Source organism: Methylopila turkensis, assembly GCF_027922325.1.
GTDB classification, from domain to species: domain Bacteria; phylum Pseudomonadota; class Alphaproteobacteria; order Rhizobiales; family Methylopilaceae; genus Methylopila; species Methylopila turkensis.
Genome location: NZ_BSFL01000002.1, coordinates 389183 through 405229 on the forward strand (window position 1 = coordinate 389183; position 16047 = coordinate 405229).

At 71.1% G+C, this 16047-nt stretch carries 14 protein-coding genes; 7 read left to right on the forward strand and 7 right to left on the reverse strand.

Translation table 11 applies throughout. From position 1 onward, the window contains the following. Positions 1–132: 132 nt before the first annotated feature. Both PKE78_RS08475 and PKE78_RS08480 read right to left on the reverse strand, forming a co-directional pair. Entirely contained in the window at positions 133–576 is a 444-nt protein-coding gene (locus tag PKE78_RS08475) for a DNA polymerase III subunit chi (protein ID WP_271200435.1), read from the reverse strand. A 127-nt stretch (positions 577–703) separates the two neighbouring features. After that, a complete protein-coding gene (locus tag PKE78_RS08480; RefSeq protein ID WP_271200436.1) occupies positions 704–2215 on the reverse strand; it encodes a leucyl aminopeptidase in 1512 nt (503 codons plus the stop codon). 214 nt (positions 2216–2429) lie between these two features. Between PKE78_RS08480 and lptF the strand changes: the two genes are divergently transcribed. The 6 genes from lptF (at position 2430) to rsmA (ending at position 10112) form a co-directional block, all read left to right on the forward strand. After that, positions 2430–3563: an LPS export ABC transporter permease LptF gene (lptF, locus tag PKE78_RS08485; protein ID WP_271200437.1), complete on the forward strand. Its 1134-nt coding sequence runs from the start codon at positions 2430–2432 to the stop codon at positions 3561–3563. Then, positions 3560–4660: an LPS export ABC transporter permease LptG gene (gene lptG, locus PKE78_RS08490; protein WP_271200438.1), complete on the forward strand. Its 1101-nt coding sequence runs from the start codon at positions 3560–3562 to the stop codon at positions 4658–4660. Before lptF ends, lptG begins: the two co-directional genes overlap by 4 nt. Next, positions 4657–7203 (forward strand): LPS-assembly protein LptD, encoded by a 2547-nt coding sequence (locus PKE78_RS08495; protein ID WP_271200439.1) that lies wholly within the window; start codon positions 4657–4659, stop codon positions 7201–7203. The genes lptG and PKE78_RS08495 overlap by 4 nt, the downstream gene beginning before the upstream one ends. A 121-nt stretch (positions 7204–7324) precedes the next feature. Next, on the forward strand, positions 7325–8245 hold the full coding sequence (locus PKE78_RS08500) for a SurA N-terminal domain-containing protein (protein WP_271200440.1): 921 nt from the start codon (positions 7325–7327) through the stop codon (positions 8243–8245). Further along, a complete protein-coding gene (gene pdxA, locus PKE78_RS08505) occupies positions 8242–9270 on the forward strand; it encodes a 4-hydroxythreonine-4-phosphate dehydrogenase PdxA (RefSeq protein WP_271200441.1) in 1029 nt (342 codons plus the stop codon). Before PKE78_RS08500 ends, pdxA begins: the two co-directional genes overlap by 4 nt. Then, positions 9267–10112, forward strand: coding sequence for a 16S rRNA (adenine(1518)-N(6)/adenine(1519)-N(6))-dimethyltransferase RsmA (rsmA, locus tag PKE78_RS08510; protein ID WP_271200442.1), 846 nt, complete (start codon positions 9267–9269; stop codon positions 10110–10112). Before pdxA ends, rsmA begins: the two co-directional genes overlap by 4 nt. A gap of 7 nt (positions 10113–10119) precedes the next feature. Here the strand turns inward: rsmA and gmk are convergent, their stop codons facing one another. From gmk to PKE78_RS08530, 4 genes are all read right to left on the reverse strand, one after another. Continuing rightward, positions 10120–10791, reverse strand: coding sequence for a guanylate kinase (gene gmk / locus PKE78_RS08515; RefSeq protein WP_271200443.1), 672 nt, complete (start codon positions 10789–10791; stop codon positions 10120–10122). Between the two features lie 5 nt (positions 10792–10796). Further along, positions 10797–11687 carry a YicC/YloC family endoribonuclease gene (locus tag PKE78_RS08520; RefSeq protein ID WP_271200444.1) on the reverse strand — a complete coding sequence of 297 codons (891 nt, stop codon included), beginning with the start codon at positions 11685–11687 and terminating at the stop codon, positions 10797–10799. A 133-nt stretch (positions 11688–11820) separates the two neighbouring features. Then, a complete protein-coding gene (locus PKE78_RS08525; protein ID WP_309299097.1) occupies positions 11821–13617 on the reverse strand; it encodes an ABC transporter ATP-binding protein in 1797 nt (598 codons plus the stop codon). A gap of 407 nt (positions 13618–14024) precedes the next feature. Continuing rightward, positions 14025–14207, reverse strand: a complete 183-nt coding sequence (locus PKE78_RS08530) for a YdcH family protein (RefSeq protein WP_271200445.1) — start codon at positions 14205–14207, stop codon at positions 14025–14027. A 184-nt stretch (positions 14208–14391) separates the two neighbouring features. On the opposite strand from PKE78_RS08530, the gene PKE78_RS08535 reads away from it, so the two are divergent. Further along, entirely contained in the window at positions 14392–14616 is a 225-nt protein-coding gene (locus tag PKE78_RS08535; RefSeq protein ID WP_271200446.1) for a YdcH family protein, read from the forward strand. A gap of 6 nt (positions 14617–14622) precedes the next feature. Here PKE78_RS08535 and PKE78_RS08540 read toward each other — a convergent pair whose 3' ends face one another. Continuing rightward, positions 14623–15993: an NAD(P)H-dependent oxidoreductase gene (locus PKE78_RS08540; RefSeq protein ID WP_271200447.1), complete on the reverse strand. Its 1371-nt coding sequence runs from the start codon at positions 15991–15993 to the stop codon at positions 14623–14625. Positions 15994–16047 lie beyond the last annotated feature (54 nt).

Here is a 16047-nt window from a genome sequence, read left to right on the forward strand (position 1 = left end):
CCCGGCCTTGAGCCGGGACCCAGACGCGCCGCGATCGACAAAGATGCTCGACGACCGGATGCGGTTCGTTTTGCGACGCCGGCGGCTCTGGATCCCGGCTCGAGGCCGGGACAAGGCGTCGAGCCCCCCGCGCTACGCCTGCTTGCGCCAGCGGCCGTCGTCGTCCTGCCGCCAGTAGGTCAGCGCGTGGCCGGCCTCCTTCAGCGTCTTCCACTGCGCGCGGGCGGCGTCGACGGCGTCGGGGTCGTGGCCGTCGAACATGATCAGCGCGCGCTCGTAGGCGCCGAGGTCCGGCGGCGCCGCGCCGTCCACCAGCACGCGCACGGCTGCGCCGTTGGGATTGCGGTCGGAGGTGGTGAGCCAGACGGTCTCGTCGGCGCCGTCCGCCTCCGCGCCATGGGGCAGGAAGCTTTCGTCGGCGTAGGTCCACAGCGCGTCGTCGAGCGCCGCGACGCGCTCGGGCGCGGCGGCCTGCACGACCACCTTCCACTTCCGCTCCAGGCACTTCTCCAGCAGCGCCGGCAGCGCCTTGGCGAGCGGATGGGCGGTGAGGTGGTAGAAGAGGACTTCGGTCACTTCGGCCCATCCGTCATCCCGGACGGCCGTCAGGCCGAGCCGGGATCGTCGCCAGGAAGAGGCGCGTCAGGCGGAGGACGATCCCGGCTCTCGGCTTACGCCTCGGCCGGGATGACGACCAGGCCGTTCACTCCTCGTAGTAATCCTTCACGAGCCGGTCGAGCAGCCGCACGCCCCAGCCCGAACCCCAGCTGCGGTTGATGTCGCTCGCGGGGCTGCCCATGCCGGTGCCGGCGATGTCGAGATGCGCCCAGGGCGTGTCGTTGACGTGGCGCTTCAGGAACTGGGCGGCGGTGATCGAGCCGCCGTGGCGACCGCCGGTCTGCTTCATGTCGGCGAACCTCGAGTCGATCAGCTTGTCGAACTCAGGGCCCATCGGCATGCGCCACACCTTCTCGCCGGTGGCGAGGCCGGTCTTGTAGAGGCGCTCCGACAGTTCATCGTCGTTCGAGAACAGGCCGGCGTTGTCTACGCCGAGCGCGACGAGGATCGCGCCGGTCAGCGTCGCGAGGTCGACCATGAACTTCGGCTTGAAGCGGTCCTGCACGTGCCAGAGCACGTCGGCCAGCACGAGCCGTCCTTCCGCGTCGGTGTTGATGATCTCGATGGTCTGGCCGGACAGGCCGGTGATGATGTCGCCGGGGCGGTAGGCGCCGCCGTCCGGCATGTTCTCGACGCAGCCGATCGCGCCGATCACGTTGACCTTGGCCTTGCGGGAGGCGAGCGCGTGCATCAGGCCGACGACGCAGGCGGCGCCCGCCATGTCGCCCTTCATGTCCTCCATGCTGGCGGAGGGCTTGATGGAGATGCCGCCGGTGTCGAAGATCACGCCCTTGCCGACGAAGGCGACGGGCTGCGCCGCCTTATCCTTCGCGCCGTTCCAGCGCATGATCGCGACCTTGCTCTCCTGCACGGAGCCCTGGCCGACGGCCAGCAGCGCGCCGAAGCCGGCCTTCCTCAGCTCCTTCTCGCCGAGGATCTCGACCTCGACGCCGAGCTTCTCGAGCGCCGCCGCGCGTTTGGCGAACTCGGTCGGCGTCAGCACGTTCGGCGGCTCGTTCACCAGCGTGCGGGCGAGCTCGACGCCCTCGGCGAGGCCCTCCTTCAGCTTCCAGGCCTTCTTGGCCGCGGACTCGTCCCCGACGGCGAACGTGACCTTCGCGAGCCGGCCGCGCTCGTCGTCCTTCTTCTTGGTCTTGTAGACGTCGAAGGCGTAGTCGCGCAGCCGGACGCCGAGCGCGATGTCGGCGACCGCCTCGGCGGCGAGAGCGCCTTCCGCCGTTTCGGCGATCACGGTGACCTCGGTCGCGCCCGAGGCGACCCTGCCGCGGATCTGGCCGCCGAGCTTGACCCAGTCGGTCGGCTCCTTGCCGTCGCCGAGCCCGACGACGATCAGCCGCTCGACCCCGTCGAGCGCCGGCGCCAGCAGCTCGAAGCCCGAGCCCTGCGCCGCCTTGAACCGTTCGGCCGCAGCCGCACGGCCCAGCGCGTCGCGCGCCGGCGCGACAGCCGCGGTCGTCGCGGGACCGAAGGCGAGGTCGGGGCCGGCGAGCGCGACCACGACGCCCGAGACGTCGGCGTCGGGCTTCTGGAACGCGATCTTCAGCGCGCCGCTGGGGGCGTCCGCGGACTTGGCCATGGGGACGAAGGCTCCTTGAGAAACGAAGGCGGGCGGAGGGAGGCCCGTGGGCTAAGCGTCGGCGTCACATCTATACGACAGGTCCGCCGCCTTCCAGCGTCCGCGACCGCGTCGCGCAGACGGCGCGCTTGCGTGGACGCGCGATCCGGCCTTCAAGTGAACGTGGGAGACGCGTTCACGGCCGCCGCGGCGGCCGTGCGCCTGGTCAGACGGTATGCCGCTTGTCGAACGCTACATCTTCGGGCTGACGGCCAAGGCCTTCATCGGGATCCTCGTGATCCTGACGGCCGTGATCTGGACCACGCAGGCGCTGCGCGAACTCGACCTGGTCACCGCCAAGGGCCAGACGATCTGGATCTTCTTCGCGATCACCGGCCTGACGATCCCGTCGCTTTCCGTGATTCTCGCGCCGGTCGCGCTGTTCGGCGCGGCCGCCTGGGCGCTGAACCGGCTGAACGGCGATTCGGAGATCGTGGTGATGAGCGCGGCCGGCGTCGGTCCGGGCCGTCTGCTGCGGCCGCTGCTCGTGCTCGCCCTGATCGTGTCGATCTTCGTCGGGCTCATGAGCGTGTGGGCGATCCCGGAATCGCTGCGCCTGCTCCGGACGCAGCTCACCCAGGTCCGCGCCGACGTGGTCGCCAACATTCTGCGCGAGGGCCAGTTCACCCGGATCGAGAACAACCTCGTCGTCCATGTCCGCGAGCGCCGCGGCGGCGCGCTGCTCGGCATTTTCGTGCAGGACGCGCGCGACGCGCCGCAGGAGGTGACCTACCTCGCCGAGCGCGGCCAGATCGTTGAGGAGCGGGGCTCGACCTTCCTCGTGCTGGAGGACGGTTCCGTGCAGCGGCGGGAATCCGCGGCCAAGGACCCGGCGATCGTGGTGTTCCAGCGCTACGCCTTCGACCTCTCGCCGTTCACGGGCGCGAGCGAGGTCACGTCCTATAAACCGCGCGAGCGTTACACCTCAGAGCTGATGTCTCCGGACGCCAACGACAGCGCCTACAAGGCGCAGCCGGGGCGCTTCCGGGCGGAGCTTCACGAGCGGCTGGTCAATCCGCTCTATCCGGTCGCGTTCATGCTCATCGCCTTCGCCGCCCTCGGCCGCCCACGGACGACGCGTCAGAGCCGGGCGACCGCGATCCTCGCGGCGATCGGGGCGGTGGCCGCGACCCGCATCGCCGGGCTCGGCGTGACCAATCTGCTGGTCTCCAGCGCCTGGGCCGTGGCCGCCGTCTACGCGCTGCCGATCCTCGCCGGCGCGGCGGCGCTGGGCTTCGCCTTCCGGCGGCCCCGCGCGGCGGGTCCGCGCTCCGGCGCATCCGGCGCGGTCACGGCGGCGCGCGCATGAGCACGGGGGTCAACGCCGTCACCGGCACGCTCGCGCGCTACCTCGCGGCGCGGGTCGCGACGACGATCGTCGCGGTGATCGCGGGCTCGCTGCTGCTCGTCTTCGTCATCGACTTCATCGAGTTGCTCAGGCGCGCGGGCGACGCCTCCAACGCCTCGATCGCGACGATCGCCAACCTCTCGCTGCACCGCGTGCCGGCGATCGTGGAGCGGGTGCTGCCCTTCGCCGTGCTGTTCGGCGCCCTCGGCGCCTTCGTCATGCTGAGCCGCCGGCTGGAACTGGTGATCGCGCGCGCAAGCGGGGTCTCGGCTTGGCAGTTCCTGACGCCCGCGGTCGCGGTGGCGACGCTGGTCGGCGTGGTCGCGACCGCGGCTTTCAACCCGATCGCCGCGCACATGCAGGACCGCGCCGAACGCATGGAGAGCCGGCTGTTCGGCGCCGGCGGATCGACCTCGACCCAGGCGCGCTGGATCCGCCAGCGCAGCATGGATGGCCAGGCCATCATCCGCGCCAGCTCCGCCTCGAGCTCCGGCGTCACGCTGAACGGCGTGACCGTGTTCAGCTTCACGCCCGACGGCGAGTTCCGGGAGCGAATCGAGGCCCGCACCGCGCGGCTCGTCGCCGACGCATGGGACCTGGACGAGGCGCGCGTCATAGCGGTCGGGCGCGAGCCCCAGGTGCTGCCGCGCTACCGACTCGCGACGAATCTCTCCGCCGCGCAGGTGCGCGAGACCCTCGGCGCGAAGACCATGGTGGGCTTCTGGAACCTGCCCGAGGCCATCGCGCTCGCAAGCCGCGCCGGGCTTTCGCCGCTCCGGCACGAGCTTGAACTGCAAGAGCTTCTCGCCCGTCCGGCCCTCTTGATCGCGATGGTGCTGATAGCGGCGACGGTCGCGCTGCGCTTCTTCCGCTTCGGCGGCGTGGCGCGGACGATTCTCGGTGGCGTGGCCGCAGGCTTCGTGCTTTATGTCGTCACCGAGTTCGCCGACGATCTGGGGGCGGCGGGCTTGATGCATCCCGTTGCGGCGGCCTGGCTGCCCGCGATCGTCGGATGTCTTATGAGCGTCACCGTGTTGTTGAATCAGGAGGACGGATGACGCTCGCTACGCGCCGCTCCGCTCTCCATCGCGCGCGGAAGGCGCGGCCTGTCGCCGTGCTGACGTCCCGCATCGCAGCGCTCTCGCTTCTTGGCTCCGCCTCGCTGCTCGCGCTCGGCGCGACCGCGTCCGCGCAGGTCGCGAACGAGTTCATCCCCGCCCCGCCCAAGCAGCAGAACGCCAAGTCGCGCGGGCTGCCGAACGCCCTCGGCGGCGGCGCCGTGGTCGACGGCGGCTCGCTCCAGCGCCGCGATCCCAACGCGCGGATGCTGATGGAGGCGAAGGAGCTCGTCTACGACTACAACACCGAGGTCGTGACCGCGGTCGGGCCGGTCGACATCTACTATGACGGCCGCGCCCTGCAGGCCGAGCGGGTGATCTACGACCAGAAGAAGAACCGCGTGCGGGCGGCCGGCAACGTCAAGCTCACCGAGCGCGACGGCACCATCGTTTACGCCGACAGCCTCGACCTGACCGACGACTTCCGCGACGGATTCGTCGATTCGCTGCGCGTCCAGACCACCGACCGGACGCGCTTCGCCGCGGCCCGCGGGCGTCGCGAGGAGGGCAAGCTCTCGGTGTTCGACCGCGGCGTCTACACCGCCTGCGAGCCCTGCCGGGAGAACCCCGAGAAGCCGCCGCTCTGGCAGATCAAGGCCAAGCGCATCATCTTCCGCGAAGACGAGAAGATGGTCTATTACGAGGACGCCACCTTCGAGCTGTGGGGCCATCCGATCGCGTGGCTGCCGTTCTTCTCGCATCCCGATCCGTCGGTGAAGCGCAAGTCCGGGTTCCTCGCGCCGAGCGTCGGGCACGCCTCCGACATCGGCTACACGATCGAGACGCCGTACTTCTGGGCGATCGCGCCCAACATGGACGCGACGCTGTCGCCGATGTTCACGTCCAAGCAGGGCGTGATGATGAAGGGCGAGTTCCGGCACCGCCTGATCGACGGCGCCTACTCGATCCGGGCGGCCGGCATCCACCAGCTTGACGCGGACGAGTTTAACGACAAGCTGGATTCGTCTGACCCCAACAGCCTGACGGTCGGTCCCGGCGACAAGAAGAACCGCTGGGCGTTCTCGACCGAAGGCCGGTTCGACATCAACGACAAGTGGGCGTTCGGCTGGGACGTCAACCTGTACTCGGACAAGTGGGTGCGCGGCGACTACAGCCTGTGGGGCAGCAGCCGCACGGCGGTCTCCACGCTCTACCTGCAGGGCCAGGGCGACCGCAGCTGGTTCGACCTGCGCGGCTACCATTTCTACGGCATGACCCGCTTCGACCGGCAGGACCGCCTGCCGAACGTCGCGCCGGTGCTCGACTACAACTACGTGTTCGAGGATCCGGTCCAGGGCGGCGAGCTCGCCTTCAACCTCAATGCGACCAGCCTCTACCGCGAGGAGAGCGAGTACCGCCGCGGCCGTCTCGGCGTCGGTCCGCGCAACGACGTCGCCGTGATCGGCGCCGCGGGCACCTACAGTCGCCTCTCCGCCGACGCGCAGTGGCGCCGCCGCTTCATCGACCCGATCGGGCAGGTCTGGACGCCGTTCGCCTTCGTGCGCGGCGACCTGATCTACACGAACCCGGACGACGACGCCCGGCTCGGGCCGTTCCTCGACAATGGCCAGGACGCGCTGCTGCGCGGCATGGCCGGCGTCGGGCTCGAATACCGCTACCCTTTCGTCGCCCAGAGCAGCTACGGCACCCACCAGATCGAGCCGATCGCCCAGATCCTGCTGCGTCCGAACGAGACCAACATCGGCGACCTGCCGAACGAGGACGCCCAGAGCCTGACCTTCGACGACACCACGCTGTTCGCCTGGGACAAGTTCTCCGGCTACGACCGCGTCGAGGGCGGCAGCCGCGCCAATGTGGGGCTGCAGTACACGCTGACGACGAACAGCGGCGCGATGTTCAACGTCATGTTCGGCCAGTCCTATCACCTGTTCGGCCGCAACTCGTTCGAGAAGGGCGGGCTCGACGCCACCCGCACCGGACTCGATTCGGGCCTTGAGACCACGCGGTCGGACTACGTCGCCGGCTTCACGATCGTGCCGACCACGAACTTCGCGATCGGCACGCATTTCCGCCTCGACGAGGACAGCTTCGCGGTGCGCTCCGCCGAGATCGAGGGCCGCGCCACGCTCGACCGCTTCCAGGCCAACGTCGCCTACGGGCGCTACGACAGGCAGGCCAAGCTCGGCTACGACGACATCCGCGAAGGCGTGCTCGCCGGCGCCCGGGTGTTCGTCACCAAGGACCTCTATGTCGGGGGCGGCGCCCGCTACAACTTCGACCGCAACGAATTCGACCGCACCCAGGTCGGCTTCGGCGTCAACAACATCCAGGACTGCATCTCGCTCGCGTTCGACTACATCCGCGAATACGACGTCGACACCAGCGCGAGCCGGCTGGACTCGATCGACCACCGGTTCCTGCTGCGGGTCGATCTGCGGACGCTGGGCTCGGTCAGCGCCTCCACGAGTTCGTCGTCGGACGTCTTCGACAGCGAATCCAGCCGCGCCAACACCCTTCAGTGAACGGCCCCGACGGGCGTCGCGGTTGACGCAGGCGCCGTCGCGCCGGAAAAAGACGCCGTTGCTGCGCGTGGTTTCGTGGGGAGGCCGCGCGACGCCGGGGATCAAGTGGGACCGCCTAGCCATGTCGACGCGTCTTCGTCTGTTCGTCGCCCTAGCCTGCCTGGCCGCCGCGGCCGCGCCCGCCCGCGCCCAGTCGGTCGCGGTGGTCGTCAACGGCCAGCCGATCCTGTCGAGCGAGATCAAGAGCCGGGCGGCGCTGATCGCGCTCGCCGGCGGCGGCAAGGGCGGCGGCGTCGCGGCCGCCCGCGATGAGCTGATCGACGAGAAGCTGAAGGTCGCTGAGGCGAAGCGCTACGGCATGGAGGCGAGCGACGCGCAGGTGGACGCCGCCTTCGCCTCGATCGCGCAGCGCACCAAGCTCACCCCGGCCCAGTTCACGCAGGCGATCGGCCAGCGCGGCGTCAGCGCGCAGACGCTGAAGAGCCGGCTGAAGGCGGAGATGACCTGGGCGATGCTCGTGCGCCGCAAGTTCGCGGCGCAGGCCGCCGCCCGCGAAAAGACCGCCATCGCCTCCGCCGCCAACCGCGGCGGCCAGATCGACAACCGCGCCATCCAGTACACGCTGCGCCAGGTGATCTTCGTGCTGCCGAAGGGCGCGACCGAGGCCCAGGTGAACCAGCGCCGAACCGAGGCCAACGCCGCCCGCGCCCGCTTCCCCGGCTGCGACCAGGCGGTGCAGTTCGCGACCAGCCTGCGCGACGTCGCCGTGAAGGAGCCGGTGACGCGCTCCTCCGCGTCGCTCGGCAAGGAGCTCAACGACAACCTGTCCAAGGTCAAGCTCGGCTCCCTGACCGCGCCGGAGCGCGGCGAGCAAGGCCTCGAGATGATCGCGGTCTGCGAGCGCAAGGACATCGCCGACGACAACATCCTCCGTCGCCAGGCCATGGACGACACCGGCGGCAAGGAGCTCGAGGAGCAGGCGAAGAAGTATCTGCAGCAGCTCAAGTCGCGCGCGATCGTCCAGGTTCTCAGCCAGGGATGACCGCGCCCGCCGACCTCGGCCGTCCGCTCGCGCTCAGCATGGGCGAGCCGGCCGGGATCGGACCGGACCTGGCGCTCAGGCTCTGGAGCGAGCGCCGCGCCCGCGCGACGCCGGCCTTCGCCGCGCTCGGAGACCCCGCGGTCTACGCGGAGCGCGCCGCGCTGCTCGGGATCGATGTCCCGATCGCGGAAGTCGAGCCCGAGGCCGCCGCCGCCGTGTTCGCCGAGCGCTTCCCCGTGACGCCCGTCGGCCGCCGCTGCCGCGCCGAGCCCGGCCGCCCCGACCCCCGCGACGCCGAGACCGTGGTCGCCGCGATCCGGGTCGGCGTCGAGCTGGTCCACGCCGGGCGCTGCGCCGCGCTCGTCACCGCGCCGATCGCCAAAGCCCCGCTCGCCGAGGCCGGCTTTCCGCATCCCGGGCACACCGAATATCTCGGCCATCTCGCCGCGACGCTGTGGGGCGCGCCCGCCCGCGCGGTCATGCTGCTGTGGGCGGAGGAGATCGCGGTCGTGCCGGTCACGGTGCATGTGCCGCTTAACCAGGTTCCGGCGCTCCTGACCGAAGACGAGATCGTCGAGACCGGCCGCATCGTCGCGCGCGACCTGCGCCGGCGCTTCCGCATCGACGCGCCGCGGCTCGCGGTCGCCGGCCTCAACCCGCATGCGGGCGAGAGCGGCCTGCTCGGCCCCGAGGACGAGGCGGTCGTCGCCCCGGCCGTCCGCCGGCTGAAGGCTGAGGGGATCATGGCCACCGGCCCGCACTCGGCCGACACCATGTTCCACGCCGCGGCGCGCGCCCGCTACGACGCCGCGCTCTGCATGTATCACGACCAGGCGCTAATCCCGGTGAAGACGCTGGCGTTCGACCGCGCGGTGAACGTGACGCTCGGCCTGCCCTTCGTGCGCGCCTCGCCCGACCACGGCACCGCCTTCGACATCGCGGGCACGGGCGTCGGCGATCCCGCGAGCCTGCTCGCGGCGCTCGTCCTCGCGCGGCGGCTGTCGCGGGAGCCGGCGCTCGCGTGAGCGCGATCGACGATCTGCCGCCGTTGCGCGACGTCATCCAGCGGCACGACCTCGCGCCGAAGAAGTCGCTAGGCCAGAACTTCCTGCTGGACCTCAACCTCACCGCGCGCATCGCCCGCACCGGCGGCCGCCTGGAGGGCGTGACGGTGGTCGAGGTCGGGCCCGGCCCCGGCGGCCTGACCCGCGCGCTGCTGGCGGAGGGCGCCGGACGGGTCATCGCGATCGAGAAGGACGCCCGCGCGCTTGGCGCCCTCGCCGAGATCGCCGCGCGCTATCCCGGCCGACTCGACGTGGTCGAGGGCGACGCGCTCGAGGTCGACATGGGCGCGCTCGCGGGCGACGGCCCGGCGCGGGTGATCGCCAACCTGCCCTACAACGTCGCGACGCCGCTGCTGCTGGGATGGGTCGCGGCGGACCGCTGGCCGCCTTGGTGGGACGGGCTGACGCTGATGTTCCAACGCGAGGTGGCCGAGCGCATCGTGGCGCGGCCGGGCGACGGCGCCTACGGCCGGCTGGCGGTGATGTGCGGCTGGCGCTGCGAGGCGAAGATCGCCTTCGACGTGAACCCGCAGGCCTTCACCCCGCCGCCAAAGGTGGTGTCCTCCGTGGTGCGGCTGGAGCCGAGGCCGCAGCCCCTGCCCTGCGCGGTCAAGGCGCTCGAAACCGTGACGCAGGCCGCCTTCGGCCAACGCCGCAAGATGCTGCGCCAGAGCCTGAAGAGCCTCGGCGACCCTTCGGCGCTGCTCGACGCCGCCGGGATCGAGCCGACCCGCCGGGCCGAGGAGATTCCGGTCGAGGGCTTCGTCGCGCTCGCCAACGCCTGGGTCGCGACGCGGGCCTGACCGGCCGTCAGATCAGCGTCTCGGCGAGTTCGGCCGCCAGCCGGTTGGCGAACTCGCCGGTCTCCACGCGACGGGAGCGCCGAAGCCGCTCCGCCTCGAGGATCGAGCGGATCTCGTTGAAGCAGCGATCGAGGTCGTCGTTGATGACGACGTAGTCGTATTCGGTCCAGCGCGCGATCTCGACCGCCGCGTTCCTCAGCCGGCGCAGGATCACCTCGGGGGCGTCCTCGGCGCGCCTCTCCAGACGGTGGCGCAGTTCGGCCGCGGAAGGAGGCAGCACGAACACGCTCGCTACGTCGTCCGGCATCGCCTCGCGCGCCTGCAGCGCGCCCTGCCAGTCGATGTCGAACAGGATGTCCTGTCCGCGGGCGAGCGCGTCCTCCACCGGCTTGCGTGGGGTGCCGTAGCTGTTGCCGTGCACCGTCGCCCATTCCAGCAGTTCGCCCGCGTCGCGCATCGACTCGAACTGGCGCTGGCTGATGAAGTGGTAGTGGACCCCGTCGATTTCGCTGCCGCGGCGGGCGCGGGTCGTGACCGAGATCGAGACGTTCAGCCCCTCGGCCTTGTCCATCAGGGCGCGCGTCAGCGTGGACTTTCCGGCGCCCGACGGCGACGACAGCACGAGCACGACGCCCCGGCGGACCATATCCTTCTTGGCGACTGCAGGTTCGCTCGTCATCGCGCTCACTCCACGTTCTGGACCTGCTCGCGGAACTGCTCGACCACGGCCTTGAGCTCGAGGCCGATCGCCGAGAGGCTGCGGTCGTTGGCCTTGGCGGACAGGGTGTTCGCCTCGCGGCCGAGCTCCTGCGCCAGGAAATCGAGCTTGCGGCCGACGGCGCCGCCCTCCTCCAGCAGCTTGCGCGCCGCGGCCACGTGGGCCGCGAGCCGGTCGAGCTCCTCGCGGATGTCGGCGCGGGAGGCGAGCAGCGCCGCTTCCTGATGGAGGCGGTCGGGGTCGAGCGCGGGACTGGCGCCGAGCAGCGCGGCCACCTGTTCGGCGAGCCGGGCGCGCACCGCCTCGGGGCCGCGCGCGGGGCAGGCGTCGGCGCGCGCGGTGAGCTCGGCGATCGACGACAGCCTTTCGGCGAGCACGGCGTCGAGCGCCGCGCCCTCGGCGGCGCGCATGGCGGCGAGCTCGTCGAGCGCGCGTTCGAAATCGGCGAGCGCCGCGGCTTCGAGCGCCGCGCGCTCCTCCGGCGATTCGTCCGCCTCCACGAGCTCGACCACGCCGCGCTGCGCCAGCAGGCCGTCGATCGTCGGCGGCGCGGCGTCCGGCAACCGGGCCGCGATCGCGGCCGCGGCGGCGAGCACCGCGGCGAGCGCCGCCTCGTTGACGCGCGCCTCCACGGCCCGCGCGGAGCCGGCGAAGGTCAGCGTCGCATGAGCGGTCCCGCGCTTGAGCCGCGCGGCCGCGGCGGCGCGGGCCGCCGGCTCGATGGCGTCGAAACCCGGCGGGGTGCGCAGCCGCAGGTCCAGCCCCTTGGCGTTGACGCTGCGGATCTCCCAGGTCCAGCGGGCGTCGCCGAGCCCGCCCGAGACGCGCGCGAAGCCTGTCATGCTGGCGATCGGCATGGGCCGGGGGTCCTTCGGTCGGAAGCGCACCGGAACGATGGCGGGATAGGCTTGTGGACCGCGGCCGCAGCCCTCGTCAATCGCGGGTGGCGACCGCCGAGCCCCGAGAGCCCGCGCAGCCGCCGCCCGGCCGTCAGGCCGCGACGACCTCAGCCAGTTCCCCGGTCTGGCGCTCGAACAGGCGGCGGTAGATCCCGCCATCGCGCGCGACCAGCGCGTCGTGGTCGCCCTGCTCGACGATCCGGCCGGCGTCGAACACCAGGATGCGGTCCATGGCGCGCACGGTGGACAGCCGGTGCGCGATGACGACCGTGGTGCGGCCGACCATCAGCCGCTCGATCGCCTCCTGGATCGCCGCCTCCGATTCCGAATCGAGGCTCGACGTCGCCTCGTCCAGAATCAGCACGGGGGCGTCGGCGAGGAAGGCGCGGGCGATCGCGACCCGCTGGCGCTCGCCGCCCGAGAGCTTGACCCCGCGCTCGCCGACCAGCGTGCCGTAGCCCTTCGGCAGCTTCGAGATGAAGCCGTGGGCGTTGGCGAGCCGCGCCGCGCGCTCGATCTCCGCCATCGTCGCGCCCGGTCGGGCGTAGGCGATGTTCTCGGCGAGCGAGCGGTGGAACAGCGTCGGCTCCTGCGGGACGATCGCGATCTGCGCCCTGAGCGACGCCTGCGTCGCCTGCGCGACGTCCTGCCCGTCGATCGTCACCCGGCCGGCGGTCGCGTCGTAGAGGCGTTGGACCAGCTTGACGAAGGTGGTCTTGCCTGACCCGGAACGGCCCACGAGACCGACCCGCTCGCCGCCCTCGATCACGACCGAGAGGTCGCGGTAGAGCGGCGTCGCGTGCCCGGAATAGTGGAACGTCACGTTCTCGAACGCGATCCGCCCCTGCCCGACCACGATCGGCGCCGCGCCCGGCCGGTCCTCTACGCCGACCGGAACGCCGTGCAACTCGACCAGCTCCTGCAGGTCGTTCACCGCGCGCTGAAGGTCGGCGACATGCATGCCGACGTCGCGCAGATAGCCGTGGATCACCGCGAACATCGTGAGCAGGAAGGCCGCGTCGCCCGCGCTCGCCTGCCCCGTCCACCACAGCCAGACGCCGAGGCCGAGCGTCGCGGCGCGCAGCAGCATCAGGATGAGGTTCTGCAGCACGCCGTTCCAGGTGCCGCGCCGCCAGGTCCGCGTCGTCCGCCGACTCCACTTGTCCATGACGAAGCCGAGCCGGCGCTCCTCCCGCGCCTCGGCGCCGAAGGCCTTCACCACCGCGTTGCAGGTGACGGCGTCGGCCATCACGCCGCCGAGCCTCGTGTCCCAGGCGTTCGAAAGCTGCGCCGCCGGCGCGACCCACAGCAGCGAGATCGAGACCGTCGTCGCGACATAGGCGACGGCGCCGACGAGGGTGACGAAGCCCATCAGCGGCCAGTGCGCCGCCAGCACCGCGGTGGATGCGACCAGCACCAGCAGCGATGGCGCGAGCGCCATCAGCAGCAGGTCGTTGAACTGGTCGATGGCCCACATGCCGCGCGTGACCTTGCGCACCGTGGAGCCCGCGAAGCTGTTCGCGTGCCAGTCGGTCGAGAGCCGCTGCACCCGCGCGAAAGCTTCCGCCGCGGCGTCCCTCATGATGGTCTGCGTCATCGGGATGACGGTCATGAAGGCGAGCGCGCGGAAGCCCGCGATCATCGCCGACAGCGTGACGATGGCCGCGAACGACCACAGCGCGGCGTCGAGCCCCGCGTCGCGGTCGGCGCTCGCGAAGGCGTCCACCAGCCGCCCCGCGAACACCGGGATGGCGACGTCGGCCAGCGTCGCGAGCGCGATCGCGCCGGCGATCAGCCCCACGCGGCCGGGCTGGCGGGCCCAATGCTCGAAAACGAAACGCATGGAGCGCGCGAACGGCGCGTCCCTGAGGGAAGTCGAAACGGTCATGACGGCTCCCGGCCGCGCGAGGACGCGGGCCGGCTCCTGAAACAAAGCGCGGAGGCGTGCATCCGCGACGGCGACGTGCCGACGCGGCTATCACGCCACGCAGTGAAACATCACGGATGAAGCGAAGGAAATTCGGCGGGCGCCGCGGCGGGCCGCGCGCAGATCTGGCCTAGCGGCGGGGCGGCCGGCCGGAGGCGGCGAAGGCGATGATCGCTGTCATGCACGTCCCTCCAGACCAAAGGTTCAAGCCGAATGGCTACGTAAATACCCGTAAGCGAATCGCTCCGCAAGCCGCGCCGCGCGCGATCCTCGGGACCTGTCGCCATTATGCATCAGACATGAAAACGCCGCCGGCCCTGCAGGTCGACGGCGCATCGTAGCGAAGATGAGTGGGGCTTCGTGGAAGGCTAGTGGACCGTAGCCGCCGTTGGGGCCAGCCTTACGATCTCATCCTTGATCCGCAATTTCTTGCGTTTCAGCGTCGTAACCTTGACATCATCCGTATTCGGATGAGCGAGTTCCAGTTCAATCTCACGCTCGATGGCGCGATGCTTCTTCTCCAGCTCAACAAGATGCGACTCGATGGACATGAAGCACGTCTCCCTCGTCTGGTCTTGACGTCATGAGCATGTCACGAACGACCGGCCCTGTCGAACCTTCTTGCGCGTCGACTTTAGATCACACTTGCGCGACTCCCAGGCCGCCCTTGCCCGGCGCCGGCCGCCCGGCGATACTCCGCCGGAACGGCGCGTGGCGTGGCATGGACGGGGGTCGATGGCGAGACGGGAAGACGACGCGCGGGCCGAAGAGCTGGCGGCGCGGGAAGAGCTTGCCCGCCTGAAGGAGGAGCACCGCGATCTCGACACCGCCATCGAGGCGCTCGAGCGCGTCGGCGCCGGCGACCGGCTGCAGATCCAGCGCCTGAAGAAGCGCAAGCTGGGGCTCAAGGACCGGATGTCGTTCCTCGAGGACCAGCTCACGCCCGACATCATCGCCTGACGGCGGTCACTCCGCCGCTTTCGCCGCGCCGGCCGCCCAGCGCTCCATCGCGCGGCGCGTCGAGACGGCGATCCCGTCCCCGATCGCGACGTCGTCCCAGCCGAGCACGGCGCCTTCCGCGACGTCGCGGACAAGCCGCACGCCGTGGGCGAGCCCGATCGGCAGCGCGCCGCGCGCGAGCGAATCCTCGGCCCGCATCAGCTTGCCCCAGACGGTGAAGCCGCCCTCGCCGTCGAGCGTCTCGCCGGCGCGGAGCGGCTTCTTGGCGCAGGCGGCGACGTCGGCGCGGAAGCCGGTCGGGGCGCCGGTCGCCTCCCCGCGCAGCGCGGCCGCGGCGACGCTGACGCCGAGCTCCAGCCCGATCAGGTGCGACGGCCGGTGCAGCGAGGCGTAGCGGCCGGACGGATCGACGCTGACCCCGTACTCGCGAAAGCACCTGCGGGCGTAGTCGCCCCGCGGGCCCTCGTCCGCCGGCTCGAACACCACATAGACGCCCCAGCGCAGGTCGTTCATGACCTGCCGCCCGTCGCGCTCCAGGCTCGACACCACCTCCACCATGCCGGCCTCCTCCAGCACGCCGCCGGCCGCCCGCGGCCTCAACGTCTGGGCGAGGTCGTGCGCGCCGCAGGGCGGAAAGGCGAGTCCCTCCTTCGGAGCCTTGAGCCCGGTGGCGTTGGCGATCGCCGCCATCTCGATCGCCGACTTGGTGCCGTCGAGGAAGGAGTTGAACATCTGCGCGTTCATGCCCGCGCGTTCCGCCTCCTCGGCCCTGAGGCCGTAATGGTCCCACACCGTGTCCGGCGTCGAGGCGTGGTAGGCAGGCAGGTACTTGGTGCCTTTGCCCGCCGCCACGACCCGGAAGCCGCAGGCCTCCGCCCAGTCGACCATCTCGCAGACCAGCGCCGGCTGGTCGCCATAGGCGAGCGAGTAGACCAGGCCTGCGCGCGCGAACGCGTCGGCGAGATAGGGGCCGGCGAGCACGTCGGCCTCGACGTTGACCATGACCATGTGCCGGCCGTTCTCCGCGGCGAGCAGAGCGTGGCGGCAGCCGGCGGCGGGGCTGCCGGTGGCGTCGATCACGACGTCGAGACCGTCGGCGCGGATCAGCGCCTCGGAATCCTCGGTCAGCATCACGCCGCCGCCCTTGCGCGCCGCCTCGAACGAACCGGCGACGGCGGCTTCGGCGTCCCAACCGGTGGCCGCCAGCGCGGCCTTCGCCCGCGCCACGGAGAGATCGGCGATCCCCATGAGGTGCAGCCCCGGCGTCGTGCGGACCTGCGACAGGAACATGGAGCCGAACTTGCCGGCCCCGATCAGCCCGACCCGGACCGACCGGCCTTCGGCGGCGCGGCGGCGCAGCTTTGCGGCGAGGTTCATCGACGCATCCTCCCTTTTCGACGTTTCCCGCGGACGCCTCTGCGGGCGGCTCGC

Bases quoted from the DNA above. Each gene is read 5' to 3' on its own strand.
- pdxA (WP_271200441.1), top strand. From the start codon at position 8,242: ATGACCGCGCCCGCCGACCTCGGCCGTCCGCTCGCGCTCAGCATGGGC.
- PKE78_RS08500 (WP_271200440.1), top strand. From the start codon at position 7,325: ATGTCGACGCGTCTTCGTCTGTTCGTCGCCCTAGCCTGCCTGGCCGCC.
- PKE78_RS08525 (WP_309299097.1), bottom strand. From the start codon at position 13,617: ATGACCGTTTCGACTTCCCTCAGGGACGCGCCGTTCGCGCGCTCCATG.
- PKE78_RS08540 (WP_271200447.1), bottom strand. From the start codon at position 15,993: ATGAACCTCGCCGCAAAGCTGCGCCGCCGCGCCGCCGAAGGCCGGTCG.
- PKE78_RS08480 (WP_271200436.1), bottom strand. From the start codon at position 2,215: ATGGCCAAGTCCGCGGACGCCCCCAGCGGCGCGCTGAAGATCGCGTTC.
- lptF (WP_271200437.1), top strand. From the start codon at position 2,430: ATGCCGCTTGTCGAACGCTACATCTTCGGGCTGACGGCCAAGGCCTTC.
- PKE78_RS08495 (WP_271200439.1), top strand. From the start codon at position 4,657: ATGACGCTCGCTACGCGCCGCTCCGCTCTCCATCGCGCGCGGAAGGCG.
- PKE78_RS08520 (WP_271200444.1), bottom strand. From the start codon at position 11,687: ATGCCGATCGCCAGCATGACAGGCTTCGCGCGCGTCTCGGGCGGGCTC.
- PKE78_RS08535 (WP_271200446.1), top strand. From the start codon at position 14,392: ATGGCGAGACGGGAAGACGACGCGCGGGCCGAAGAGCTGGCGGCGCGG.
- lptG (WP_271200438.1), top strand. From the start codon at position 3,560: ATGAGCACGGGGGTCAACGCCGTCACCGGCACGCTCGCGCGCTACCTC.
- gmk (WP_271200443.1), bottom strand. From the start codon at position 10,791: ATGACGAGCGAACCTGCAGTCGCCAAGAAGGATATGGTCCGCCGGGGC.
- PKE78_RS08530 (WP_271200445.1), bottom strand. From the start codon at position 14,207: ATGTCCATCGAGTCGCATCTTGTTGAGCTGGAGAAGAAGCATCGCGCC.